Consider the following 25,024-nt stretch of genomic DNA (forward strand, 5'->3'; position numbering starts at 1 on the left):
CGAAAATGCAATGGGGGTATATCGACAGCCAGTACCGAAAAGGAGGCCTTTTCTATGATCAAATATGTACTCCGCAGGGTGCTGTTCTTGATCCCGGTGCTGTTCGGCGTGACCTTTATTGTCTTCACCTTAATGTACATTACCCCCGGCGACCCGGCTAAGCTAATCCTGGGTGAGCAGGCGTCTGCCGATACCATACAGGCGCTGCGGCAGGAAATGGGGCTTGATCAGCCTTATCTCGTTCAATACGCGACATATGTCAAGAAAGCCCTACTACACCAAGACATAGGAAGATCCTATGTAACCAATCGACCTGTCATGCAAGAAATTATGGGCGTGTTTCCAGCCACGTTTCAATTGGCGATTGCGGCGATGCTGGTCGCTATCCTCATCGGCATTCCGGTTGGTATTATTTCCGCCATTAAGCAATATTCCATTTTTGATACAGTGTCGATGTTGATTGCGCTACTCGGTGTCTCCATGCCAGTTTTTTGGCTTGGTCTATTACTTATTATTTTGTTCACCGTTAAACTGGGCTGGCTGCCAGCTTCTGGCTTTACTAGCGTCAAACACATGATCATGCCAGCATTAGCGCTTGGCGCCATGACGGCAGCTATTGTTACCCGGATGACACGCTCAAGCATGCTGGAAGTTATCAGACAGGATTATATCCGCACCGCGCGGGCTAAGGGGCAAAACGAGTCGGTGGTTGTCCTAAAGCATGCTCTCGGAAATGCGCTGATTCCGATTATCGCGGTTGTCGGTCTGCAGTTTGGTCACTTATTAGGTGGCGCAGTTTTGACTGAGTCAATCTTCTCCATTCCAGGTGTAGGACGACTTATGGTTGATTCGATAAAAATGCGCGATTTCCCGGTTGTTCAAGGCGGCGTGTTGTTCATTGCTCTCTCGTTTAGTCTGATTAATCTGCTGGTTGATCTGCTTTATGCATATGTTGATCCGCGGATCCGGTCTCAATATAAATAGACGGCGCAAGAAGGAGTGTAACGAATGGAACAACTCGAAATCATTGAAGTAATTGCTGTGCCGAAAAAGAAGAAGAGCGCATTGTATGAGCTATGGCGTCGTATAAAGCGAAGCAAACTAGCGGTCGCTGGTCTTGTTATCATAGTTGCCTTGATCTTGACTGCACTTTTCGCCGACATCATTGCTCCGTATTCATATGATCAGCAGAATCTAAAAGAGAATTTTCTCTCTCCCAGCTTGAAGCATCCCTTTGGCACCGACGAATTTGGTCGCGACATTTTCAGTCGAGTTGTCTACGGCTCACGTATTTCGCTGCAGGTTGGCTTCATTGCTGTGGGTATTTCGCTGGTGTCAGGAGGAATCCTTGGCGCGTTGGCAGGTTATTATGGTGGCAAAGTTGATCACTTGATTATGCGTGCTATGGACATATTGCTCTCTATTCCTGGCATATTATTAGCCATCTCGATTGTCGCAGCGCTTGGCCCTGGTCTTGTTAATTTGATGATTGCGGTCGGCATCTCTTCCATCCCGCAGTACGCCCGTATCGTACAGGCCTCTGTTTTGTCGATTCGGGGGCAGGAATTCGTTGAGGCGGCGAGGGCAGTCGGGTCTAGCGACTTTCGCATCATCTTCAAGCATATTATTCCCAATGTTTTGGCTCCATTAATTGTTCAGTCTACGCTGGGTATTGCCACTGCTATTTTAACCGCTGCCGGCCTTAGTTTCATCGGTCTTGGCATACAGCCGCCAACGCCAGAGTGGGGCGCTATGCTGTCTGGCGGCAGAGGTTATATCCGCAACTATTGGTTTATGACAATGTTTCCTGGTTTAGCGATTATGATTACTATCTTTGGCTTGAATCTTCTCGGCGACGGCTTGCGGGACGCACTCGATCCCCGGCTGAAAAACTGATAGAACAGGAGAGGTGAAAACATTGAATGAGACGCCGCTCTTAGAAATTAAAGATCTAACTATTCACTATGTGACGCACGAAGGCACTGTTCGCGCTGTGGAAGATTTGAACCTCAGCCTTGGTCATGGGGAAACTTTGGGATTTGTTGGCGAGACAGGCGCTGGAAAGACAACGACCGCTCTTGGTATCATGCAGCTTATACCCAATCCGCCTGGAAAGATTATCAAAGGGAAAATTCTTTTAAACGGGGAGGATTTACTGGAAAAAGGCGAAAAGGAAATGCGAGATATTCGCGGCAACAAAATCGCGATGATCTTTCAGGACCCAATGACTTCCTTAAATCCTGTATTGCCGGTTGGCGAGCAAATCGCGGAGATGATCCGCCTCCACAACAATATAACGAAAGCGGAAGCGGCGAAAAAAGCGGAAGAGATGCTGGAGACGGTCGGCATCCAGGCAACGCGTTCACCTGACTTTCCCCATCAGTTTAGCGGTGGTATGAAGCAGCGAGTGGTCATCGCCATCGCACTAGCCTGCAATCCAGGTTTGCTGATTGCCGATGAACCGACGACGGCGCTTGATGTGACCATTCAGGCGCAGGTACTGGCTTTGATGAAAGATTTGAAGGATACATACAAAACCTCGATGATTATGATTACTCATGACCTCGGCATCGTCGCAGAAATTTGTGATAAAGTCGCGATCATGTACGCAGGCAATGTTGTGGAATACGCCGATAAGCGCTCCCTGTTTTTAAAGCCGCTGCATCCCTACACAGTCGGACTGTTTAACTCTGTGCCTGATATCGATAGTGACGAAGAAGAACTGCAGGTCATCAAAGGTCTTATGCCAGACCCCACAGACCTTCCCCCAGGTTGTCCGTTCCATCCGCGGTGTCCGAAGGCTGAACCGGTGTGCGCGAAGATGCGTCCGGCGAGCATCGAAGCAGAACCAGGACACTTCGTTTCCTGTATTCTGTTTGGGACAAACAAGGATTGCGAGGGGAAAACGCATGGCTGAAAGACTGCTAGAAGCCAAGGATCTAACTAAATACTTTTCAACGAAAAAAGGACAACTTCATGCCGTTGATCATGTCTCTTTTCATATCGATAAAGGTGAGACACTAGGCCTTGTTGGCGAATCCGGCTGTGGAAAGTCGACAACCGGACGGGTTTTAATTCGTCTCCTAGAGGCCAACAGCGGTCAGATTCTGTATAATGGCAAAGATGTCTGCAAGTATTCCTCCCAGGAGATGAAACAAGCACGGCGGAAGATGCAGATCGTTTTTCAGGACCCGTATTCTTCGTTGAACCCGCGACTGACAGTGTTTGAACTCATTGCCGAACCGCTTTATGTCAATAACGTATTTAAGACGAAAAGGGAAACCGAAGCGCGAATTAAAGAATTAATGGACACAGTGGGCTTGGCTCAGCGGCTGATTACTGCATATCCGCACGAATTAGACGGCGGTCGCCGTCAACGGATTGGTGTCGCCAGAGCTCTAGCGCTAAAACCGGAGTTTATTGTTCTTGATGAGCCAGTTTCGGCTCTTGACGTCTGTATTCAGGCGCAGATTCTTAATTTGTTGAAAAACCTGCAGCGAGAGTTTGGTCTGACGTATCTATTCATTTCTCACAACCTTAGCGTTGTTAAGCACGTCAGCGACCGAATCGCTGTTATGTATTTAGGTAAAATTGTGGAGATTTCGGATTATAAGTCTATCTTTATTAATCCGATTCATCCCTACTCACAGGCGCTATTATCGGCAATCCCGCTGGCTAAGCTTGACGTCAAGCGCGAGCGGATTATCCTGGAAGGGGACATTCCTAGCCCGGTTAATCCGCCGGAAGGCTGCCGTTTCTATGGACGCTGTTTCTACCGGCAGGAGATTTGCTCACAGAAAACGCCTGAATTGCTGCCTGTAGGCGATGGCCGATTTGCAGCGTGTCATTTCAGCAATAATCTGGTACGGCGTAGCCAATAACCGTAATTAGGTAGGAGATGATTTTCAATGTTTGCATTAATCGGCGGAAAAGTTCTTACGATGCGTGGCGAACCTATCGACAACGCGAAAGTACTCATTAAGGATGGCAAGATTCTGGCTGTTGGACGCAACATTGAGGTGCCTGATGGGTTTCATACTATTGATGTCACAGGAAAGATTGTGACACCTGGTATCATCGACGCTCATACCCACTTGGGAGTCTACGGCGAGGCTATGGCTTGGGCTGGCGAGGACGCTAATGAGAAAAGTGAACCAGTCACACCAGGCATGCACACTCTTGATGCGATCAATCCAGCTGACATCGGTCTAGCCGAAGCCTATCACGGCGGGATTACGACTGTCATGATTGCGCCTGGAAGCGCCAATCCAATTGGCGGTCAGTGCGTTATCGCCAAGACCAAGAAAAAAACAACTGCTGATGACATGATTATTCGCAAACATGCCGGTCTGAAAATCGCTTTCGGTGAAAACCCCAGGCGGTGCTTTGGCGCTGAACAAAAAAAGGCGCCAATTACGCGGATGGCAACTGCGAACATTATTCGGGAGACATTTTACAAAGCTGAACAATATATGAAAAAGCAGGGAAAGAAGGATTTTCAGTTCAATCTTGGGCTAGAAGCTGTTGTCCGGGTGCTGCGCAAAGAAATGCCGCTGCGGGCCCATGCCCATCGCGCTGACGATATCGTTACCGCTATCCGTATTGCCAAAGAGTTTGGCGTCGATATTATTATTGAGCATGCAACAGAGAGTTACTTAGTCGCTGACGTATTGGCGCGAGAAGATGTTCCCGCCATTCTAGGTCCCACTCTAACCACCCGTTCAAAGTTAGAACTAAAAGATAAGAGCATGGCTGCCCCTGCCATTCTCCACCAGCAAGGGGTCCGCTTCGCCATGATGAGCGATCATCCAGTCATTCCTAGTTGCTTCCTGCCTGTTTACGCGGGACTTGCCACTCGTTATGGCCTCCCGGAAGAACAGGGTTTAAAAATGATTACATCAGAAGCTGCCAAAATTCTTGGCCTGGGCAATCAGCTTGGCAGCATTGCTCCTGGGCTTGACGCCGATCTTGTCGTCTGGAGTGGGCATCCCTTCCACCTAGCAAGTCGCCCTGAACTTGTTATTGTCGACGGGGTTGCCGAACAAGCAAATAATTAAAGCGGGGGAAAAGCCGTAGCTGAGTATCAGCCTGAGTTTTCTTCCAAAGAAGACTACTTTGCCGCTGTTGATAAGCTGTTTGCGAAAAAAACGCTTAGCGGCGCGTGGCAATGGGAATCGTAGGTTAAGAAGAGGCGGCCGCAACTGCTTGCGCAGTCGCGGCCGCCTCTTGCTAGCCTGATCGCGCAGGCAATTCTGTCCGGTCTTGGCAGGAACACGTCACTTGACAATAGAATTAATGTAGCAACGATTTCTGAGCGTTGGAGTGGATGATGTTGGCGATTACATCCAGTCGGGCTGACGGAGTAGCTGAGGTTAGCATTGACTATACGCGCTGTATCGGTTGTCAACAGTGCGTGTCTGTTTGCAAGGGCGCGCCATTGTATTGGGAAAACGATCAGGTGGCTGTGGATCAAACGCGTGGTTTTGGCTGTTTCGGCTGCGGCCACTGTATGGCGGTCTGCCCGCAGGATTGTATCTCAGTGACAGGACGCGGTATGTCGTCGGAAGATGTTGTGCAACTACCGGACGCCAATCCGGCTGAGTATAATCAGTTGTTTCATCTGATGCAAAAACGGCGCAGTATCCGTCATTTCACCGATCAGGAAGTTAGCAGCGAAGTGATCGAACAGATTCTTGCCGCTGCCGTCACCGCTCCTATAGGTGTCCCGCCGTCAGAAGTCAGCGTTAGCGTATTTGCAGGCCGTGATAGAGTTAAACAGTTTACCGGCGATCTGATTGCTCAAGTACGCAGCAGCAAATGGTTATTTTCAACTCCTATGCGAGGTCTGATGCGGATCTTTATGGGCAAGGCTGTGTATCGCTCATTTATTTCCTTCGTTCCGGCGTTATTTACTACACTTGACCAGAAAGATCAACAAGGAGAAGATTGGTTGTTTTACCAAGCTCCGCTGGTGATGGTATTTCATGCATCATCGTTTGGCGAACCAGTCGATGCGGATATTGCTGCGACCTATGCTGTGCTAGCGGCAGAATCGCTGGGATTAGGCAGCTGTATGATTGGCAGTGTTGCTCCCTTGTTGAAAAACAGCCGACAACTTAAAGAAAAATACGGGATACCTGCGGCGAATAAAGTCGGCCTGACAGTCATTTTCGGGTATCCGGCTGTGAACTACCGCCGCGCGCTACTACGTAGCTTCGCGGATGTAAAATTTGTTTAGCAACGACTAATTTGATGATATATAGGAGGACAGATACATGCAATTTCGTTTTTTTATGCCGACTAAGCTATACTTTGGCAGCAACTGCATCCAAGATAATAAAGAGGAATTTCTGCAGTGGGGGAAAAAGGCGCTAGTGGTGACTGGACGGAATTCCGCCCGTCTCAGTGGTGCTTTAGCTGATCTCACTCGCACCCTAGAACAGGCAAAGATCGACTATGAATTGTTTGAACAGATTGAGGAGAATCCGACGATTGAAGCTGTTGAAGCGGCCGGATTGGTTGCACGGCGGTTTAAGCCTGATATGATCATCGCCATTGGGGGCGGTTCCCCGCTTGATGCGGCCAAAGCGATTGCGGTGCTAGCGGTTAATGACATGCCGGCTAGAAACTTATTTGACGGAGGCTTTGCGGTTCAGCCGCTGCCGATCTTGGCTGTGCCGCTGACGGCGGGAACTGGCAGTGAGGTTACGCCATATTCGATTCTGACTGATGTTGAACGGCAAACAAAACGCAGTTTCTCAGATCCGAGCATTTTCCCCAAGGTGGCGTTTTTGGATGCGAGGTATACGCAAACTCTTTCCCGGTCTGTAACAGTAAATTCGGCTGTTGACGCATTGTCGCATGCGATTGAGGGTTATCTGTCCCTGCGTTCAACTCCAGTTACTGACTGCATGGCGCTGGAGGCAATCCGGAGTTTTGGCGCGGTCAAGCAAGCTCTGCTGAACGGAATTTTTACACTGCCCGATAGAGAAGCGCTGCTCCAGATGTCCTTAGTTGCTGGAATTGTGCTAGCTCAGACGGCGACCACGGTAGTACACGCGCTGGGTTACTCGTTAACCTACTTCAGCGGCATCCCGCATGGTCGGGCCAATGGGCTGCTGCTAGCAGAATATCTGCGATTCAATGCGCCAGTCATTCCAGAAAAGGTTAACTCTGTTTTAGAGGCTTTAGGTCTTGGCAGTATCGACGAATTTGGCGAACTGCTCAACAAACTGCTTGCTGGTGATGAAGTGTTTACTGCTGAGGATTTTGAAAGATTTGCGGTTCTAGCCAGCAAGGCGCCTAACACGGCCTTTACCGCCCGGCAACCGAATCTGGAGGAATTAAAACAGATTCTGATGGCTTCGTTACCAGTAACGTCTCACAAGCAATAAAGGAGAGCGGAACGCTCGTTTGGCTAGTACCGTATCAACCCTAATCCTGGTATTCTGGCGGTAGATTTTCCGCAATGCAGCGTTGTCGTCAATCAGCATACTGCCGGTATGTCTCATTCCTCCGCCTTGTCTTGCAAAAAATCTCCTCGCCATTCTACTTACAGTTTTAGAGTTGACACGGTACTAGTCAGCATGGTAATGAAGCGCCAGCCAGACGCTTGGTTCTCCCAACTTGGTCCAAGCCACCTGATGGCGTTTATGGGCGGGGATATGTATGTGGTCCCCTGGTTTTAATTCAATCAGCTCGGACTGCCCTTCAAACCGCAAGGCGGCACTTCCGGTCAGTAAAATACACCACTCGTCTTCTTCCTGATTATACCACTCACCGTCTGGTGTCGCCTGGCCGGTGGAAATAATTCGCTTGAGGCTGAAATGACGGGTTTGAAGCAGGTTATTGATGAGTTCACTCGATTGCGCCTGAGAGGGCAATTTGGCGAAAATATTATTCATGGTATACACTCCTTTAGAGGCCGCTACAAAACGCCCACCTGCACTTCAGCAAAGCTGTCGGTCTCCTCAACGTACCCGTACTGTACGCCTCCGGGCCCGCCGACCCTGCCGCCTAGCATCTGGACATTTTCTAACAGCCTCCCTAATTTTATGGTTGCGTGTTTTTTGAAACACGCTCCTTTAGTATCACTCTATCTATATTTTGTCATCTGTAGGACTAAAGAGCAAGCTTTGCGGTTTGATGTCTATTCATATCCAATATGCGGAATACTGGTATATATACTCCCGTTGAGGCAGCGGCTCACTTATTGCACTGATTATAGCACCATGCTACAATGTATCTGATATAACAGAAATCAGCAATTAACGACAAGATTGATGATAGAAAGGACTTCATTGTGAGCATATTCAAAGCGTGTGATATTCGCGGCGTGGCCGGCAGTGAATTGACTGATGTCATGACCCGAAAGATTGCACTGGCAGTGGGAACTAAACTGGCTGGAAAGATTGTAGTCGTCGGCGGCGATATTCGCTTGTCCACACCACGACTGCAGAAAATTTTTATTGACGCCTTGGTTGAGTCGGGTTGTCAGGTGATGGATATTGGTACTGTCGCAACGCCGGTTTTTTATTTTGCGCTTAAACAGTGTCATGCTGACGGCGGGGTGATGATTACCGCCTCTCACAATCCGGCGCGTTATAATGGTTTTAAGCTGGTGTTTGGGCCAAATCCTGCATCAGAAGAAGATATTACGGAAATTGGCAGCTTGGTGGCTGCAGGCGATCGTGTCAGCGGTAATGGCAGTGTTCAAGCCATTAGCGTTAGGGAAGAGTATTTTTCTTTTACTGCAGCCAAAGCGCTGCCTGGCCGATTAAAGGTTGTTGTTGACGCAGGTAATGGCGCTACTGCTCCATTTGCTGCTCGACTATTTCGCAGGCTGGGCTATGATGTGGTCGAATTGTATGGTGACGCAGACGGTAGCTTTCCCAACCGACCACCAAATCCAGCATTAGCTCCCAATTTAGCCGCTCTTGCTGAACTAGTGCGGCAAAGTGGAGCGGCTTTGGGGGTTGCGTTTGACGGCGACGGTGACCGAGTGGGCTTTGTTGATGAAACCGGGCGCGCAGTGGATAATGACGATATTCTGGTGTTGTTAGCTAGATGCTATCTGGCGCAAACAAAGGGTACTATTGTTTATGATGCTAAATGTTCAATGGTTGTACCTGAGGAGATTACCAAGGCTGGTGGACGTCCGGTTATGGCCCGGGCTGGCCATACGTTTAGCAAGGCGGCTTTTCAACGTGAACAGGCCCTGCTAGCCGGTGAAATCAGCGGCCATTTTTTCCTCTCTGAATTAGGCTATGATGACGCGATGTTTGCCGGCCTGAAAGTGGCAGCCTTGGTTGAACAGCAGGGTTCGCTGGCGGCGCAGATTGACAGTATTCCCAATTACCTGCTGACGCCAGATGTCAGGGTACCTTACCTTGGTAATGACAAAGAAATTATCTTGGAACAGGCGGCGCAGAAGCTGGCGCAGTATCAACCAAATCGAATTGACGGAGTCCGCATAGACTTTGCTGATGGTTGGGCGATGATTCGCTCATCTGTCACCGAACCGCTATTTACCTTGCGATTTGAAGCCAAGACGGCAAACCGTTTAAGAGAGATCGCTAAGGTGCTGTTAAGCGCCTTGCCGCAGGAACTGCAGCAAGATATTGCCACTGCCCTGCCGGCTGAATTGTGCAAGGTGCGATAAGGATACGGTTCTGAATCGCCAAACGCAAGGAACGGAACACTAGCGCCACGAGACGCCACTAGCGCCACTAAGGACAGAAGAAAAGTTTGTGTCGCTAGTGTATCGCTAGTGCCGCTTGTGTTCATCGTACTATAACAGTGGGGAGACTGACAATACACCGAGAAAGAGAGGCGGAGCCTGTTGAAAGATAAATTGATCCGCTTGGTTGAGCAACTGCAGCAGAGAAAATTGATGGTCATCGGCGACGTCGTCGCTGATGTGTATTTGGAAGGGAAGATTTCACGTATTTCCAGAGAAGCACCTGTGCTGGTGCTTGAACACACAGGCGAGACCGTCGTTCCCGGCGGCGCCGCTAATGTGGTTCATAATGCCGCTACCCTCGGCGGTGAGGTCTTTGCAGTCGGCGTGGTTGGTGAAGATCAGCCAGGCAGAGTATTGAGTCAGATCTTGCGGCAAAAAGGGGTACATACAGATGGCTTTCTAACAGAGTCGCCCCGGCCGACTGTCACCAAGACTCGTGTTATGGCCGGCGGGCAGGCAACTGTGCGGCAACAAGTTGTCCGCATCGACCGAGAGGACAAGTTGCCCTTGTCTGGGACTTTGGAACAAAAGATTGTAGACTACATTCAGCAACATATTACCAAAATGGACGCAGTGGTTTTAAGCGATTACGGCAGTTTTACTGTTTCGCCGCTAATTCGGACAACGGTGATTTCTGCTTGCCGCCAACATGGCATCCCTTGCATAGTGGACTCTCGCTATAATATTACCGATTTTACCGGCGTAAATTTTGTCAAACAAAACGAAGCGGAGGCAGCAGCTGCAGTTGGTTTTTCACTCGATGATGACGAGGCTATTCAGAGGGCGGGCAACGAACTGCTCACCCGTCTGCAGGCAGACGCTGTCTTGATTACTCGCGGTTCAGAAGGTATGACACTGGTGGAGCAAGGCGGTATAGCATCACATATTCCGGTGACAAATATCAGTGAGGTATATGATGTTAGCGGAGCCGGTGACACGGTAGTGGCTACTATGATGCTGGCGGTCGCCGCAGGAGCATCCCGTTTGGAGGCTGCTCAATTAGCCAATTATGCGGCTGGAGTGGTTGTTCGCAAGCTTGGTACAGCCACATCAACACCACAAGAACTTAAACAGGCGATAGGAGAGACAAGATGAAAATTGTTCAGCGTGCAGACATCGCTGCGTTGGCGATGCAATTGAGAAGCCAAGGGCAGAAGATTGTTCTCACAAATGGCTGCTTTGATATTTTGCATGTTGGTCATGTGCGTTACCTTAACGCAGCCCGTGAACTGGGCGACTGCCTGATTGTCGGACTGAACAGTGATGCGTCTGTACGTCAGTTGAAGGGACCAACACGGCCAGTTAATGATGAAGCAGACAGAGCCGAAGTATTGGCAGGCTTGGCTGCGGTGGATTATGTTGTTGTGTTTTCTGAGGAAACTGCCGAAAGCCTAGTTGCCGAAGTTCAACCGGCCATTTACGCCAAGGGAGGCGACTATTCGGTTGACCGTTTGCCAGAGGCTAAGATTGTAGCTGCGCATGGAGGCCAGACCATTTTGCTGCCAGAGGTAGCGGGTCGCTCAACAACAAATATGATTCATAAAATGGCGTCAGTGTGAGATGATGAAAAGAATTTTGATTGTGAAACTGAGCGCAATCGGCGACGTCATTCATGCACTGCCGGTGGCACACGCGCTAAAGAAAGGTTTTCCTGACTGCAAAATCACCTGGGTAGTGGAAAAGCCTGCGTTAGAGCTGGTTAAGGCTAATGCTTATGTTGATGAAGTAATTGTTTTTGAAAAAGGCCAATGCAAAACCTGGAGTGGCATCCGACAGTATGCTCCAGGGTTTATTTCTGAACTGCGCCGGCGAAGGTTCGATCTATCATTAGATTTGCAGGGATTGTTTAAAAGCGCGGCTATCGCGTCATTGAGTGGTGCAACCGAGCGCCTCGTCTACTGCAATGCGCGCGAATTGAGCAACTGGATGGGAAAACGGGTTTGCGGGCCGAACCAAGGCGGGCACATTGTTGAGCAATACCTTGACGTGGTCAGGGCGCTTGGTGTCAATTGCGGCAGCACCGATTTCGGTCTGACCATTCCTGACGAGGCTGCCGCTACGACCGAAACGCTTGCAAATTTTGCCGGTCTAGATATGACGCAAGACTATGTCATTCTAGCGCCAGGGGCGAATTGGCCCAATAAACGTTGGCAGCCAGAACACTTCGCCGCTTTGGCGGACAAACTGTTTGATGACAAGCTGATTCCGGTTCTAATTGGCGGTCCGGGTGATGACTATTTTTCTAACGATATTTTAAAAGCGGCCTTGATTCCGCCAATTGACCTGACAGGCAGAACTACGCTGCTCGAGTTAGCTCAGCTTATTCGTCATGCGAAATTGGTCGTCGGCGGCGACACCGGTCCGGTGCACTTAGCGACAGCTCTGAACACGCCAGTTTTGATGCTGATGGGACCGACAAATCCCGAGCGCAACGGCCCCTATGGCAAAAGCAATGCGGTGCTTACAGTTCCGTACGAGTGCGCTGGCTGTTGGAAGCGGGAGTGTCGATATGGCAAGGAATGCCTGACAGTACTTAGTCCTGATGCTGTCTACCAAGAAGCGGTCAAGCTTTTGAAGGGCTCAACGATTATCGTATGAGATTACGGCGTATAGGACCATTTTTCTGCGTTGTGGCAGCTCTGGTTATTCTAATCAGCGTCGGCTTTTCGCCAACTTTGCTGGCTGAAAGCATTGAAAACGCCTCAACCCCAAAACATATCACTCTCACCTGGACAGGCGACACCCAAACCACTCAGACAATTACCTGGCAAACCGATGAACCGGTCACAGGACAAGTCCGGTTTGCGAAAAAAGGCGAATCAGAAATGCTGCCGGACGGGGCGACAAGAATCTCCTCTCACATGCAGCCTGTCACCACTAACCAGGGAATCCGCTATATTCATAGTGCTACCCTGACTGGGCTCAAGTCTGGCGGGCACTATATCTATCAGGTAAGCGGCGGTTCAGCCTGGAGTGAGCAGAAGACGTTTACCACAGCCCGCATAGATAGTAAAGAATTTACATTTCTTGTCTTTGGCGATTCGCAAAGTATTAATTACGATACATGGCGATCGACATTGCAGTATGCCCATCAGGCCCATCCCCGTGCAGCCTTTATCACCAACGTAGGGGATCTGGTGGATGTGGGGCAGGATTATGCCCAGTGGCATTCCTGGTTTACCGCAGGCAAAGGAATTATTGACTCGATACCGGTAATGCCAATACCGGGAAACCATGAATCCTATACGGTGGAACGGAAGTTTTCCATGCCTACGTTGTTTACCTCACAGTTTTCGCTGCCGCTGAATGGCCCGGAGGGAATGCAAGAACAAGCCTATTCGTTTGATTATGGGGATGTTCATTTTGTCATGCTCGATAGCCAAGCGGGCGAACAAAAGCAGTTTTTGCCTGATCTGCTTGCTAGGCAGAAGGTTTGGCTGGAAAAGGACTTAGCTCAGACAACAAAGCGCTTTACGATTGTTTTCATTCATCGCCCATTGTATGACAATAAAACGTTTCGGGACAATATTGCGATTCGTGAAATCCTTACGCCGCTATTTGATGCACATCAGGTCGACGTGGTTTTTACCGGACATGATCATGTATATGCCCGAACTTATCCGGTGCGTGACAGTGAGGTTAGCCCTGACGGCACCATATATGTGGCGACTGGCAGAAGCGGTTCGAAATCCTATTCGACAGTAACAGCAAATCCGCTAAATGAGTTTTTTTATAATCCGCAAGATGAGCCGAATTATCTCATCGTGGCAGTAACGGCTGACAGCATCTCTGTAAAGGCGTTTAAACAAAGCGGGACACTGATTGACGCTTGGGCGGTAAATAAGCGGCAACAAATCGCGAACTAATAAGAGCAGGGCCCTGCTCTTATTAGTTCGGAAAATTAACTCCCAGGACGTTCAGAACCCCCAGGTGTTGTTGCCTATGAGGCTAGCAATTTGCTCCCGCTAGTAGGTTTCGACAAACACTTCGAAGTATCCCTGAGGATGCGCGCAAGCCGGACAACCTTTAGGTGCTTCCGGACCTTCATGAATATAGCCGCAGTTGGCGCATTTCCACTGAACAACGGTATCTTTCTTGAATACGCTGCCGTTTTCGATATTTGCGTACAACTTACGATATCTGGCTTCATGGTGCTTCTCAACTTTGGCGATCTCACGGAAAACAAAAGCGATTACGGGGAAGCCTTCGGCGTCAGCTTCATCGGCAAATGCAGGGTAGAGGTCGGCCCATTCTTCATGTTCACCGTCAGCTGCTGATTTAAGGTTGGCTCTCGTATCTGCCAATCCGACCGGGAAGTTGGCAGTAATTTCGACCATTTCACCTTCCAGGCATTCAACTAGAAATTTAAAGAAGCGCTTGGCGTGTTCTTTTTCGTTATCAGCGGTTTCAGTGAACAGATTGGAGATTTGGACGTAGCCTTCTTTCTTGGCAACAGACGAATAATATGTATAACGATTTCTTGCCTGAGACTCGCCTGCGAAGGCTTTCATTAGATTCTCCGCTGTTTTTGTGCCTTTTAGTGACTTCATTATGCATCCCTCCAGTTTTATTGTTATAGTATTCTTATTCGACATTAATTCTCGAAATCCTTGGTATTTTTTTCACATAGAGTATTCAGTAAGCCGTCTGGTGGATACTGTTATGCCCCCAACTACCAGACAAGTTAGTAGTTGGGGGCATAACAAGTCTACCTTACTTTTTGCTTTGTGCTTTCTCCATAAACTTTTTCACATCAATGATATAACGCTCATGGATTCCCTCGCCGATTTTTTCCTTGTCGTCAAAGGCTTCCATCTTAAAGGTCAACCGTTTGCCGGCCACTTCAATAAGCTCGGCTGTTGCGCGGACACCCAGTCCGATCGGGGTTGCTGCCAGATGGCGGACATCAAGACGAATCCCCACAGTTGCCATGCCTTCCGGCAGATGAGGATCAACTGCAGCCAGACAAGTTCCTTCCATCAGACCGACCATCGCCGGTGTTGCGTAGACGGCGGCACTGCCGCTGCCATAACGCATGGCCGTATTGTCAGGAGTTACCTGTTCTTGTTTTTCCGCAGTCATGCCAACGGTAAGATTGAATTCCATAGCACACCTCAAATCTAATTTTAGTTATATTGTAGCAAAGCTTCCATAACAAGACAATCCTCCTCCGGGCGTTGATAGAGCCCCATCTACGACGCACACGGATGCGCTAGTGTCGAATGTGCCAAGGATGGTATAGCATTCGTGCCGACGTACCCGCAAGGAGTATGCCGCCAACTCCATTGAACAAGACGTTCAGGTGCTGCGAAGGCCGTGGACGGCCGAGAGCAGCGAAGGCGCTAAAACGCCAAGAGGTGCGCAATCAGGCCAGCCATCCCATTGCTAGCGTACCCTTTAGTACGCTTCACTGCTGGGGCGGCTGGCCCGCCTACGGTTCTGTATAGTTAGCGCCTTCAATTTTCTGCTAGCTCATATGCAACGGTCTAGAACTGTTTGAACGCCCTGGGAGAACGAGGTTTCTCGACAGTCTGAGAGTCTCTTATAGGCGCGCCTCAGTCTTCTGATTGGAGAACATCCTGTCTGAAGTCGACTTCCTTATCTGCCAGAGCGCTGTTTGCGGCATCGACAAATTCATCTGCTGTTTTGCGGTTGGCAAACGGACCTTCTTGTTTGTCTTCCTCAAAGTGTACGGCATAGAAACCGTGCTCTTGCTTAACAGCTCGCCAAGGTCCAGCTTTTGGTATTGTCATTTTAAAACACCTCCGCTGTTAGTATTGCATCGTGTCTTTCGCCGTATCCACTTGTATTTTGATTGGATATGGGTATAATGGAACCATGATAATGATAACGATTTTCAATTATAGGGGGGATACTATGGAAGATCTACATACCCTGTGTGTAGACAAATCGTCCTGCAAAGCGGCAATGGATAAACAAAAGGTTCATGTTCATGCCTTGACTAAAGACAGCTTTAAAAAGGCGTATCAGCAAGGCGAGACTAACCAAGATTCTAAAGAACAGACGACAAGCAAAACAGAATAACGTAATGCGATGTGCGACCCAGGTTATGTTAGGTGCTTGTTTGCATGTGATTGCTGCTCATAGCGTGGCAGCCACTCGGCGACAAGCCGATCCAATTCGGCAGGCGATGGTGAACGCTTGAGCTCAACTGTTTTTGCGCGAATCTGTGGGAGCAGGTAAGCGGCAAAGCCTGATTCAGCCAAAATTCCCAGACTCTGCAGTCGGTGTTCGACGGCAGAGGTGCCGGAATGCTTGCCGATGATGATTTTGCGTTTTAAGCCGACTTCCTCTGGTGCGAATGCCTCGTAGAGTGAGTGTGACTTTAAGATGCCATCAGTATGTATCCCTGACTCGTGATGGAAAACATTGCTGCCGACGATGGCCTTATCCACAGGTAAAGTTCGATCAGAGGCTTTGGCCGTAAATTCGCAAAGGGGTCTCAATTTAGTGCTGTCATAGGGTAGGTTCATCTGGCAGGTCTGTCTCAGCGCGAAGATCACTTCCTCAAGCGCGGCATTGCCAGCCCTCTCACCAAGTCCATTGACTGTACAGTCGATGAATCTGGCACCTCCCAGAAAGCCGGCTACCGCATTAGCTGTTGCCATACCAAAATCATTATGAGTATGTATCTCAACGTCGATATCTATCTGTTCACGCAACCATTTGATTTGTTCAAATACGGCAATAGGATTGAGCAGTCCGATCGTATCGCAATAGCGCAATCTCTGCGCTCCTGCCTGTTTAACTGCCTGTGCGTATTGAAGCAGAAAAGAGTTGTCACTTCTCGAAGCATCCTCAGCCCCTACGGAAATGTAAAGTCCTTCGCGTTTTGCATACTCAACAGCCTTTACGGTATTTTCAAGAACAGCTTCTCTGGATGAGCGCAACTTATGATGAATATGGATGTCTGAGGTTGGACTGGAGATTTCTACAGCATCTACCCCGCAGGCAATACAGGCCTGAACATCTGAAATTGCGGCTCTGGCCCAGCCTAAGATACTGGCCTGCAAGTTGAGGCGGACAATTGCCTTGATGGCATCTGATTCTTCTTTGCCCATGATGGGAATGCCTGCCTCGATCTGCTCCACGCCGATTTCGTCAAGCAGTTGGGCGATGCGTACTTTCTCCTGATGGGAAAAAACTACTCCTGCCGTTTGTTCCCCATCCCGCAAAGTAGTATCCACTAGATAAACAGCTTTAGTCTCAGCAACTCTTTTCGTGGGCAGCATGCTCCTCATCCTCCTTTGTCAGTATTGCAGTAATAGTTTTGAGTACCATATTACTTTGAAGGTGATAATTTTGTCAACGCATGCTTATTCAATAAAGACAGAGGTACTCCACGAAATGATTTTGTGTATAGATTTAATGTTCTGACTATTAGTGAGAGGTATTGCCCTAATAAATAATGTATGCTATACTCAATTCAAATTACCAGTCGGAAGCAATGGTGCTTACAAGCAGATTAATCGCTTGTAAGCTTTTTTGTCTTCCGGCAGCAAACAAAGGGTATAACAAAATAAAGAACAAAGCGATGGGGCTTGTAGGGGAATTCCTTTATGAGCTCCATCGGCGTTTTCCAGACAATAAAGGAGGTGGTCCTATCGTACCGACATCTGAATGTAAATAAAATGCTTCATAGATACTTGCGATATCTATGAAGCGGCGGAACATCTTTTAACTCCCAGTGGACACCAGGGTTTATTTGACGTATCCATTTTCCATTATAAATTAGATTAAAAGTATATTCAACTAATATTAAAAATATTGAGGGGGCATTTATTCATGAGACAGATTGCTATATACGGTAAAGGTGGCATTGGTAAATCTACCACCACACAAAATACAGTAGGCGCTTTGGCAGAAGCCGGAAAGAAAATCATGGTAGTTGGTTGCGATCCTAAGGCGGATTCAACTCGCTTGCTGCTTCATGGATTGTGTCAAAAAACCGTACTTGATACATTACGCGATGAAGGTGATGACATTGATTTAGATGACATCCTTAAACCTGGTTTTCTTGGTACTAAGTGTGTCGAATCAGGCGGTCCTGAGCCAGGCGTAGGTTGTGCTGGTCGTGGCATCATTACTTCTATCAATATGCTTGAGTCTTTAGGCGCGTATACACCAGATCTTGATTATGTTTTCTACGATGTACTGGGTGATGTTGTCTGTGGTGGTTTTGCCATGCCGATTCGCGAAGGCAAAGCAGAAGAAATTTATATTGTTGCTTCAGGAGAGCTGATGGCGCTTTATGCTGCTAACAATATTTCAAAAGGCATCCAAAAATACGCTGCTAACGGTAAAGTTCGACTAGGCGGTATTATCTGTAATAGCCGTATGGTAGACAAAGAATACGAGCTGCTAAAAGCATTTGCCGAAGAAATTGGTTCCCAACTGATTTATTTTGTACCGCGTGACAATCTGGTTCAACGAGCGGAAATCAATAAAAAGACAGTAGTTGATTTTGATCCAACATCACGCCAGGCGGATGAGTATCGTGCACTAGCTAAAGCGATTGACACGAATAAAATGTTTGTTATTCCTAAACCAATGTCTCAAGATCGCTTGGAAGCAATCATGATGGAACATGGTTTTATGGACGCCTAAGTCTAGCGCAATACAAATAAACTATTGGAGGGAAAAACATGTTAATGGTTAGAGCAATTATTCGGCCGGAAAAGAAAGAGGAAGTATTGTCTGAGTTATCGCGAGCCGGTTTTCATGCAGCAACAGTCGTAGATGTTGTCGGACGTGGCAAGCAAAAGGGAATCAAGATCAGCGGTATCGTCTATGATGAGATTCCTAAAGCGATGCTGATGATGGCCATCCGTGATGAAGATAAGGAAGAGATGGTGCGTTTGATCATAAAATATGCTAGAACCAGTGAGCAAGGCGCCTATGGTGATGGTAAAGTCTTTATCAGCCCGATTGAAGAAGTCTACACCATTTCCAGTGGTATTCCCAGCCTATAAGAAGGAGGGCTAAAGATGAAAGAAATTATCGCAGTAGTACGCATGAATAAAACCAGTGCTACTAAAAAAGCCTTAGTAGAAGCTGGAGCGGCTGGCTTTACTGCATTTAAAGTAGAAGGTCGCGGCAAGATCGTCACAAACCCTACCTTGATTTTGGAGCGCAAGAAAGAACTATTGCTTATGGCAGGCGAGGATCAAACAGGGGAAGCGGAAAAATTAATTACCGATTTTTTAGTCGGTACCACTTTGTTTCCCCGGAGGCTATTTACCATCCTAGCCCATGATGAAGATGTAAGCAAAATTGTGGCTGCCATTATTCAGGCTAACAAAACTTGTAATAACGTTGGTGATGGTAAAATTTTCGTATTACCAGTCATTGATGCAGTGCGTGTCCGTACTGGAGAGACGGGCGAAGCGGCAGTATAGCAAAAAGGAGGTCAAGGGCAATGGAAATGACTGAAAAGAAACTTCAAACGATATTCGATCAATATCCAGCTAAGGTTCAAAAAAGTCGGAAGAAACATATCATTATTAAAAATTCTGAGTTAGAAAGCCAAGAAATTGAAGCCAACACTCGGACAATCCCTGGTATTATTACGAATCGTGGCTGTGCCTATGCTGGTTGTAAAGGCGTTGTTCTTGGTCCGATAAAAGATATGGTGCATATTGTTCACGGGCCAATCGGCTGTGGTTACTATGCATGGAATACACGTCGGAATAAGGCGAAATCTGACGATCCCAAACATAACTTTATCAATTATTGTATCTCTACTGATATGCAGGAAAGTGATATTGTATTTGGTGGCGAAAAGAAATTGGCTAAGGTCATTGATGAAGTCATGGAAATCTTTGACCCTAAATGTATTACTCTGTCAGCAACTTGTCCAGTGGGACTGATTGGTGATGATATGGGGGCAGTGGCTAAAGCAGCCGAGGCCAAGCATGGCATTCAGGTGTTATCGTTTAGCTGTGAAGGCTATAAAGGGGTCAGCCAGTCCGCAGGCCATCATATTGCCAATAATATATTAATGGAAAAGGTTATTGGTACTGGTGATCAAGAAACAGCCCCGGCAAAGTTCCCCATCAATCTTCTGGGCGAATACAACATTGGCGGTGACGGCTGGGAAGTTGAACGAATCCTTAAGAAAATTGGCTACCATATAGTTTCCGTTATGACTGGGGATGGCTCTTATGAAGCCCTCAAAAATGCTCATACTGCAGAACTTAACTTGGTTCAATGTCATAGATCCATCAACTACATTGCTGAGATGCTGGAAACTAAATATGGTACACCTTGGCTGAAAGTTAACTTTATCGGCATTCAAGGAACTATTGATTCTCTGCGCAATATGGCTCTCTATTTTGACGACAAAGAATTAACGTTAAAGACAGAGGTGGTCATCGCCAGTGAATTAGCACGAATTGAACCGATCTTTGAGCAATACAAAAAGATTTGTAGTGGAAAAACAGCATTTTGTTTTGTTGGCGGATCTCGTGGTCATCATTTTCAAAACTTATTTGCTGAACTCGGTATGGAAACATTATTAGCAGGGTATGAATTTGCTCATCGCGATGATTATGAAGGCCGTCAAGTCATTCCTACTATCAAACCTGATGCTGATAGTAAAAACATTCCCCACTATGTGGCTGAGGTGGATGAAAAGCGCTTTCGCTTAAAAGTTTCACCAGAAAAAATGCTAGCTCTTAAAGCTAGAATTCCATTAGGTCAGTACAATGGCATCCGCTATGATATGAAAGACGGCAGTATCATTGTCGATGATATGAATCATTTTGAAACAGAAGAATTCATAAAGCTCCTGAAACCTGATCTTTTTGCTTCAGGGATCAAAGATAAATATGTTATTCAAAAAATGGGCATTAACTCTAAACAAATACATTCTTATGATTATAGCGGTCCTTATGCAGGGTTTAATGGTGCAGTGAAATTTGCTGAAGATATCAGCATGGGCTTTGCCTCTCCAACTTGGAACTTCATTACTCCGCCCTGGAAAGATCAACCCCTATTAGAGGGAACAGTAAATGAGGAAGGAGTGGCATAATATATGTTGGATTGTACACCAAAAGAAATTACAGAACGTAATAGCGGCGGCATCATTAACCCGGCAAAGACTTGTCAGCCAATTGGGGCTATGTATGCTGCTCTCGGTATTCATAAGTGTTTGCCACACAGTCATGGTTCACAAGGCTGCTGCTCATACCATCGTATGCATTTAACTCGTCATTTCCGCGATCCGGTCATGGCGTCAACGAGTTGCTTTACAGAAGGGTCATCGGTCTTTGGTGGCGGTGCTAACTTAAAAGCATCTATACAAAACGTTTTTCACATCTACAAGCCGGATGTGATGGCCATACACACTACTTGTTTAACGGAAACAATTGGCGACGATGTTTCAAGTATTATTAAAACCGCTGATGTTGCGGAGGGTAAGCTTGTCATTCATGCGAATACGCCAAGTTATGTAGGCTCACACATTACCGGCTTCTCCAACATGACAAAAGCCATGGTTAGTTATTTAGCAGAAAGTACGTCGCCAATTAAAAAAGAACAAATTAATATTATTCCAGGCTTCGTGAATCCTGGTGATATGCGAGAAATTAAACGTATTGTGAAGAGTATGGATATTGAGTATATACTGTTTCCTGATACATCAGGGGTCGTTGATACACCAATGACAGGAGAATTTCAGATGTACCCTGAGGGCGGTACAACGGTTGAACAATTGAAAGATACCGGCAATTCAAAAGTTAGCCTGGCTCTTGGCCGGTTTGCGTCGAGTGATCCTGCCGATCTGCTCAATAAAAAATGTAAAGTTCCAGTAGTAACATTGAAAACACCCATCGGAATTAAAGCAACAGATGCTTTATTGATGACATTACGCACAGCTTTTGCGCATGAGATACCAAAAGAATTGGAAGTAGAACGCGGCCAGTTAGTTGATATTATGACAGATACGCATTTCCATTTTCATGGGAAGACAGTAGCCATTTTTGGTGATCCTGATATCGTTACAGGGTTAACTGAATTTGTACTCAGCTTGGGGATGATTCCGATTCATGTGCTCACCGGTACTCCAGGCGGTTCATCAAATTCTGTGGCAGGAAGCTTTGAGGATGATATCAATGCCATGCTTAAGCCGACTGGAATTCAAGCCAATGTTAAAAGTGCGGGAGATTTGTTTACATTGCACCAATGGATGAAGAATCAGCCAGTGGACTTATTGATTGGCAATACGTATGGAAAGTATATTGCCCGGGCAGAAGATGTTCCGTTCGTACGTGTGGGCTTTCCTATTTTAGATCGCAGCGTTCATTCCTATTTACCGATTGTTGGTTATCATGGTGCCATGAGGCTTGTTGAAATGATCAGTAATGCACTGCTTGACCGGCAGGACCGGGACGCAGCCGATGAAGACTTTGAATTAGTCATGTAACGCTTAGAATCTTAAACACAGAGGCGACGCTGCCTGCCCCGTTAGACAGCGTCGCCTCTTTTATTAAAGGAAAGGAGAAAAGCGATGGAAGCAGCGTTGGATATTAAGGAACGCAATCCCTTTATTGCAACCAAAGGAAAACAGAAAGTCTCACTGAGATGTGATGCCGACAGTATATCGGGTTGCGTCAGTCAGCGCGCTTGCGTCTATTGCGGCGCCCGGGTCGTGCTTAATCCGGTTACTGACGCGGCGCATCTAGTGCATGGTCCGATTGGATGCTCGAGCTATACGTGGGATATCCGCGGCAGTTTAAGCAGTGGGGACGATTTATACCGCAACAGCTTTTCTACCGAATTGCAAGAACATGATGTTATTTTCGGCGGCGAACCAAAACTCAGCCGCGCAATTGACGAGATAGTCGCGAAATATCAACCCAAACTATTCTTCGTCTATTCAACATGCATTGTAGGAGTCATTGGCGATGACTTGGAGGCAGTCTGCAAACGGTCGGCTCAGAAGCACGGCATAACGATTATCCCAGTGCAATCCAGCGGTTTTATCGGCAATAAATCAGCTGGCTACCGCGCTGCCTGCGACGCATTGCTGCGCCTGATTACGCCGGAACAGCCGCTGCCGCGAAAAGCCAACAGTGTTAACTATCTGGGCGATTTTAACCTAGCGGGAGAGGCCTGGATTATCCGTAATTATTTGACGGAAATCGGAGTATCAGTCAACAGCGTTTTTACCGGAGACTCAAACTTTGACAGCCTCCGGGAAGCGACGGCTGGCTCGCTCAATATCATGCAATGCGCAGGCTCAATGACGTATTTGGCGACAAAGATGCAGGATGAATTCCAGATTCCTTATCTACGAGTTTCGTTTCTAGGAATGGAGGACACAGCAGACTCCCTGCGAAAGATTGCAGACTACTTCGGCGATCCGGCGATGCTGGCAAGAGCAGAAATGCTAATTGCTCGCGAAACAGAGGCGACCTCGCCGATCATTGCGGCCTATCGCGGTCATTTTAATGGCAAGAAAGCAGCTGTATATGTTGGTGGTGGTTTTAAGGCAATTTCTCTTATCAAACAGTTCCGCGAAATTGGCATCGAGGTCGTGCTTATCGGCACCCAGACCGGACGCCCAGATGAATATGACACGATTAATGATCTAGTCAATGATGGCACGGTGATTTTGGACGACGCTAATCCTGCTGAACTGGAGCGGTTTATGACCCAGCAGGGGGCGGATTTGTTGGTCGGGGGAGTAAAAGAGCGCCCGCTGGCTTATAAGCTGGGAATCGCGTTTATCGATCACAATCATGATCGTAAGCACCCTTTGAGCGGTTATATTGGCGCGGTGAATTTCGCTAAGGAAGTCTATTCAACTCTTTGTTCACCGGTTTGGAACTATATTTATGACTGGGGTGGTGAGAACCGTGGATGAACAACTTCTTTACAGCAAGAATGTCAATGAAAATCCCTGTCACATGTGCATGCCGATGGGAGGCATTCTTCCCTTCAAAGGGATTGAAGGGGCGATGGTCATCATCCATGGCTCACAGGGCTGCAGTACCTATATGAGGCGTCATATCGCCGAGCATTTTAATGAACCGGTTGATGTTGGCTCTTCTTCCTTAAATGAAAAAGGGACCATTTATGGCGGTGAAGCGAATCTGAAGCAAGGCCTTGATAATATTCTGCGGGTTTATAACCCCAAACTAATTGGTGTTTTGACCTCCTGCCTGGCTGAAACCATTGGCGAAGATGTGGAACGAATAACGCTTGATTACCGCAAGGAAAAAGGTTTAGAGGATTTCCCGGTGGTCGCTGTGAGTACACCTGGTTATGGCGGCACGCAGAATGAAGGCTATCTATTGGCGGTAAAACGTATCATTATGGAATTGGCCCGTCCTACAGAACCTCATAACAAGCTGAATATCATCATACCGAATATTAGCCCCGCCGATATCAGGGAAATCAAACGAATTTTGGCGCTTCTGGATATAGAATATACACTTTGTCCCGATATTTCATATTCGCTCGACCGTCCTTTGGTCAGGCCGTTCACCAAGATATCTACAGGTGGAACAAAGCTGGCCGATATCGCCAAGATGCCTGGTGCTGTAGCTACGATAGAACTTGGTGTCACGGCAAGTACTGAGGAATCCCCCGGGCACTATCTGTCCGAACAGTTTGGTGTTCCGTGCTATCAGGTTCCAATTCCGATTGGAGTGCAAAACACAGACCGTTTCCTGCAGGCTTTGACGGCTATTACAAAAAGAGACATTCCTGACAGCCTCTTGATGGAACGGGGCAGGCTGCTTGACTGCATGGTTGATTCTCACAAATATAACTTTAATGGCCGCAGCGTGATTTTCGGCGAGCCAGAACTAGTCTATTCACTGGCCGTAACCTGTGTGGAAAATGGCATATTTCCTGTCGTGGCTGCCACTGGTGGCAGTGATCGGCTGACGCAGTTGCTCGCACCAATCTTTGAACAATATAAACAGGAAATAGCAATACTCTCGAAGGCGGACTTCGCAACCATCCGTGCTAAGAGCGTCGAGCTTGGAGCCAATATCGCCATCGGATCATCTGATGGTCGATATTTGACCGAACGTGAAGGTATTTCCTTGGTACGTATTGGTTTTCCTATTCATGACCGGGTCGGGGGGCAAAGACTGCTCTCTGTCGGCTACACTGGCAGCGCCATGTTTCTCGACCGCGTTACGAACACGCTGCTGGGAAATAAATATGGCAGCTATCGGCGCTCTATGTACGAAAAATATTACCAGACTGGCAACACGCCGCAGTCGATAGGAGGCGCTGTATGAATTA

The 25,024-nt window shown here is 47.6% G+C and carries 25 protein-coding genes; 20 read left to right on the forward strand and 5 right to left on the reverse strand.

From position 1 onward, the window contains the following. Window positions 1-54 precede the first annotated feature (54 nt). The 7 genes from nikB (at window position 55) to AXX12_RS00470 (ending at window position 7,394) form a co-directional block, all read left to right on the forward strand. Window positions 55-984 carry a nickel ABC transporter permease gene (gene nikB / locus AXX12_RS00440; protein WP_066236673.1) on the forward strand — a complete coding sequence of 310 codons (930 nt, stop codon included), beginning with the start codon at window positions 55-57 and terminating at the stop codon, window positions 982-984. Window positions 985-1,008: 24 nt separating this feature from the next. Beyond that, window positions 1,009-1,896 (forward strand): ABC transporter permease, encoded by an 888-nt coding sequence (locus tag AXX12_RS00445; RefSeq protein WP_066236675.1) that lies wholly within the window; start codon window positions 1,009-1,011, stop codon window positions 1,894-1,896. A gap of 22 nt (window positions 1,897-1,918) precedes the next feature. Next, window positions 1,919-2,917: an ABC transporter ATP-binding protein gene (locus tag AXX12_RS00450; RefSeq protein WP_066236676.1), complete on the forward strand. Its 999-nt coding sequence runs from the start codon at window positions 1,919-1,921 to the stop codon at window positions 2,915-2,917. Continuing rightward, window positions 2,910-3,881 carry an ABC transporter ATP-binding protein gene (locus tag AXX12_RS00455; RefSeq protein ID WP_066236677.1) on the forward strand — a complete coding sequence of 324 codons (972 nt, stop codon included), beginning with the start codon at window positions 2,910-2,912 and terminating at the stop codon, window positions 3,879-3,881. The genes AXX12_RS00450 and AXX12_RS00455 overlap by 8 nt, the downstream gene beginning before the upstream one ends. 27 nt (window positions 3,882-3,908) lie before the next feature. Beyond that, window positions 3,909-5,057 carry an amidohydrolase gene (locus AXX12_RS00460; RefSeq protein WP_066236679.1) on the forward strand — a complete coding sequence of 383 codons (1,149 nt, stop codon included), beginning with the start codon at window positions 3,909-3,911 and terminating at the stop codon, window positions 5,055-5,057. Between the two features lie 272 nt (window positions 5,058-5,329). After that, the gene (locus tag AXX12_RS00465) at window positions 5,330-6,238 is read left to right on the forward strand and encodes a nitroreductase family protein (RefSeq protein ID WP_197470600.1); all 909 of its coding nucleotides are present in this window, start codon (window positions 5,330-5,332) and stop codon (window positions 6,236-6,238) included. Between the two features lie 37 nt (window positions 6,239-6,275). Next, window positions 6,276-7,394, forward strand: coding sequence for an iron-containing alcohol dehydrogenase family protein (locus AXX12_RS00470; RefSeq protein WP_066236681.1), 1,119 nt, complete (start codon window positions 6,276-6,278; stop codon window positions 7,392-7,394). Between the two features lie 183 nt (window positions 7,395-7,577). Here AXX12_RS00470 and AXX12_RS00475 read toward each other — a convergent pair whose 3' ends face one another. Further along, window positions 7,578-7,904 (reverse strand): cupin domain-containing protein, encoded by a 327-nt coding sequence (locus AXX12_RS00475; protein ID WP_066236683.1) that lies wholly within the window; start codon window positions 7,902-7,904, stop codon window positions 7,578-7,580. Window positions 7,905-8,302: 398 nt separating this feature from the next. On the opposite strand from AXX12_RS00475, the gene AXX12_RS00480 reads away from it, so the two are divergent. From AXX12_RS00480 to AXX12_RS00500, 5 genes are all read left to right on the forward strand, one after another. Beyond that, window positions 8,303-9,661 (forward strand): phosphomannomutase/phosphoglucomutase, encoded by a 1,359-nt coding sequence (locus AXX12_RS00480; protein WP_066236685.1) that lies wholly within the window; start codon window positions 8,303-8,305, stop codon window positions 9,659-9,661. 180 nt (window positions 9,662-9,841) lie between these two features. Continuing rightward, the gene (locus AXX12_RS00485; protein WP_066236686.1) at window positions 9,842-10,837 is read left to right on the forward strand and encodes a bifunctional heptose 7-phosphate kinase/heptose 1-phosphate adenyltransferase; all 996 of its coding nucleotides are present in this window, start codon (window positions 9,842-9,844) and stop codon (window positions 10,835-10,837) included. Continuing rightward, complete coding sequence (gene rfaE2 / locus AXX12_RS00490; RefSeq protein ID WP_066236688.1) at window positions 10,834-11,301, forward strand: D-glycero-beta-D-manno-heptose 1-phosphate adenylyltransferase; 468 nt, start codon at window positions 10,834-10,836, stop codon at window positions 11,299-11,301. The genes AXX12_RS00485 and rfaE2 overlap by 4 nt, the downstream gene beginning before the upstream one ends. Before the next feature lies 1 nt (window position 11,302). After that, entirely contained in the window at window positions 11,303-12,340 is a 1,038-nt protein-coding gene (locus tag AXX12_RS00495; protein WP_082816622.1) for a glycosyltransferase family 9 protein, read from the forward strand. Then, window positions 12,337-13,608: a purple acid phosphatase family protein gene (locus AXX12_RS00500; RefSeq protein WP_066236690.1), complete on the forward strand. Its 1,272-nt coding sequence runs from the start codon at window positions 12,337-12,339 to the stop codon at window positions 13,606-13,608. The genes AXX12_RS00495 and AXX12_RS00500 overlap by 4 nt, the downstream gene beginning before the upstream one ends. 99 nt (window positions 13,609-13,707) lie before the next feature. Here the strand turns inward: AXX12_RS00500 and rbr are convergent, their stop codons facing one another. The 3 genes from rbr to AXX12_RS00515 form a co-directional block, all read right to left on the reverse strand. Then, a complete protein-coding gene (rbr, locus tag AXX12_RS00505) occupies window positions 13,708-14,292 on the reverse strand; it encodes a rubrerythrin (protein WP_066236691.1) in 585 nt (194 codons plus the stop codon). A gap of 163 nt (window positions 14,293-14,455) precedes the next feature. After that, a complete protein-coding gene (locus AXX12_RS00510; RefSeq protein ID WP_066236693.1) occupies window positions 14,456-14,848 on the reverse strand; it encodes a thioesterase family protein in 393 nt (130 codons plus the stop codon). Window positions 14,849-15,297: 449 nt separating this feature from the next. Beyond that, a complete protein-coding gene (locus AXX12_RS00515; RefSeq protein ID WP_066236695.1) occupies window positions 15,298-15,495 on the reverse strand; it encodes a hypothetical protein in 198 nt (65 codons plus the stop codon). A gap of 124 nt (window positions 15,496-15,619) precedes the next feature. Here AXX12_RS00515 and AXX12_RS19120 point away from each other — a divergent pair, with 124 nt between their 5' ends. Beyond that, on the forward strand, window positions 15,620-15,787 hold the full coding sequence (locus tag AXX12_RS19120; protein WP_156478557.1) for a hypothetical protein: 168 nt from the start codon (window positions 15,620-15,622) through the stop codon (window positions 15,785-15,787). Between the two features lie 23 nt (window positions 15,788-15,810). Here the strand turns inward: AXX12_RS19120 and nifV are convergent, their stop codons facing one another. Further along, complete coding sequence (gene nifV / locus AXX12_RS00520) at window positions 15,811-16,995, reverse strand: homocitrate synthase (RefSeq protein WP_066236697.1); 1,185 nt, start codon at window positions 16,993-16,995, stop codon at window positions 15,811-15,813. A 553-nt stretch (window positions 16,996-17,548) separates the two neighbouring features. Here nifV and nifH point away from each other — a divergent pair. The 7 genes from nifH (at window position 17,549) to AXX12_RS00555 (ending at window position 25,020) form a co-directional block, all read left to right on the forward strand. Continuing rightward, a complete protein-coding gene (gene nifH / locus AXX12_RS00525; protein WP_066236699.1) occupies window positions 17,549-18,370 on the forward strand; it encodes a nitrogenase iron protein in 822 nt (273 codons plus the stop codon). Between the two features lie 38 nt (window positions 18,371-18,408). Then, on the forward strand, window positions 18,409-18,735 hold the full coding sequence (locus AXX12_RS00530; protein ID WP_066236702.1) for a P-II family nitrogen regulator: 327 nt from the start codon (window positions 18,409-18,411) through the stop codon (window positions 18,733-18,735). Between the two features lie 15 nt (window positions 18,736-18,750). Then, on the forward strand, window positions 18,751-19,161 hold the full coding sequence (locus tag AXX12_RS00535) for a P-II family nitrogen regulator (protein WP_066236704.1): 411 nt from the start codon (window positions 18,751-18,753) through the stop codon (window positions 19,159-19,161). A gap of 20 nt (window positions 19,162-19,181) precedes the next feature. Continuing rightward, a complete protein-coding gene (nifD, locus tag AXX12_RS00540) occupies window positions 19,182-20,795 on the forward strand; it encodes a nitrogenase molybdenum-iron protein alpha chain (protein ID WP_066236708.1) in 1,614 nt (537 codons plus the stop codon). Between the two features lie 3 nt (window positions 20,796-20,798). Beyond that, entirely contained in the window at window positions 20,799-22,187 is a 1,389-nt protein-coding gene (gene nifK / locus AXX12_RS00545) for a nitrogenase molybdenum-iron protein subunit beta (RefSeq protein WP_066236710.1), read from the forward strand. Window positions 22,188-22,271: 84 nt separating this feature from the next. Next, window positions 22,272-23,630, forward strand: a complete 1,359-nt coding sequence (gene nifE / locus AXX12_RS00550; RefSeq protein WP_066236712.1) for a nitrogenase iron-molybdenum cofactor biosynthesis protein NifE — start codon at window positions 22,272-22,274, stop codon at window positions 23,628-23,630. Beyond that, the gene (locus AXX12_RS00555; RefSeq protein WP_066236714.1) at window positions 23,602-25,020 is read left to right on the forward strand and encodes a nitrogenase component 1; all 1,419 of its coding nucleotides are present in this window, start codon (window positions 23,602-23,604) and stop codon (window positions 25,018-25,020) included. Before nifE ends, AXX12_RS00555 begins: the two co-directional genes overlap by 29 nt. The last annotated feature ends 4 nt before the right edge of the window (window positions 25,021-25,024 follow it).

It is taken from the genome of Anaerosporomusa subterranea (assembly GCF_001611555.1).
Taxonomy (GTDB): domain Bacteria; phylum Bacillota; class Negativicutes; order Sporomusales; family Acetonemataceae; genus Anaerosporomusa; species Anaerosporomusa subterranea.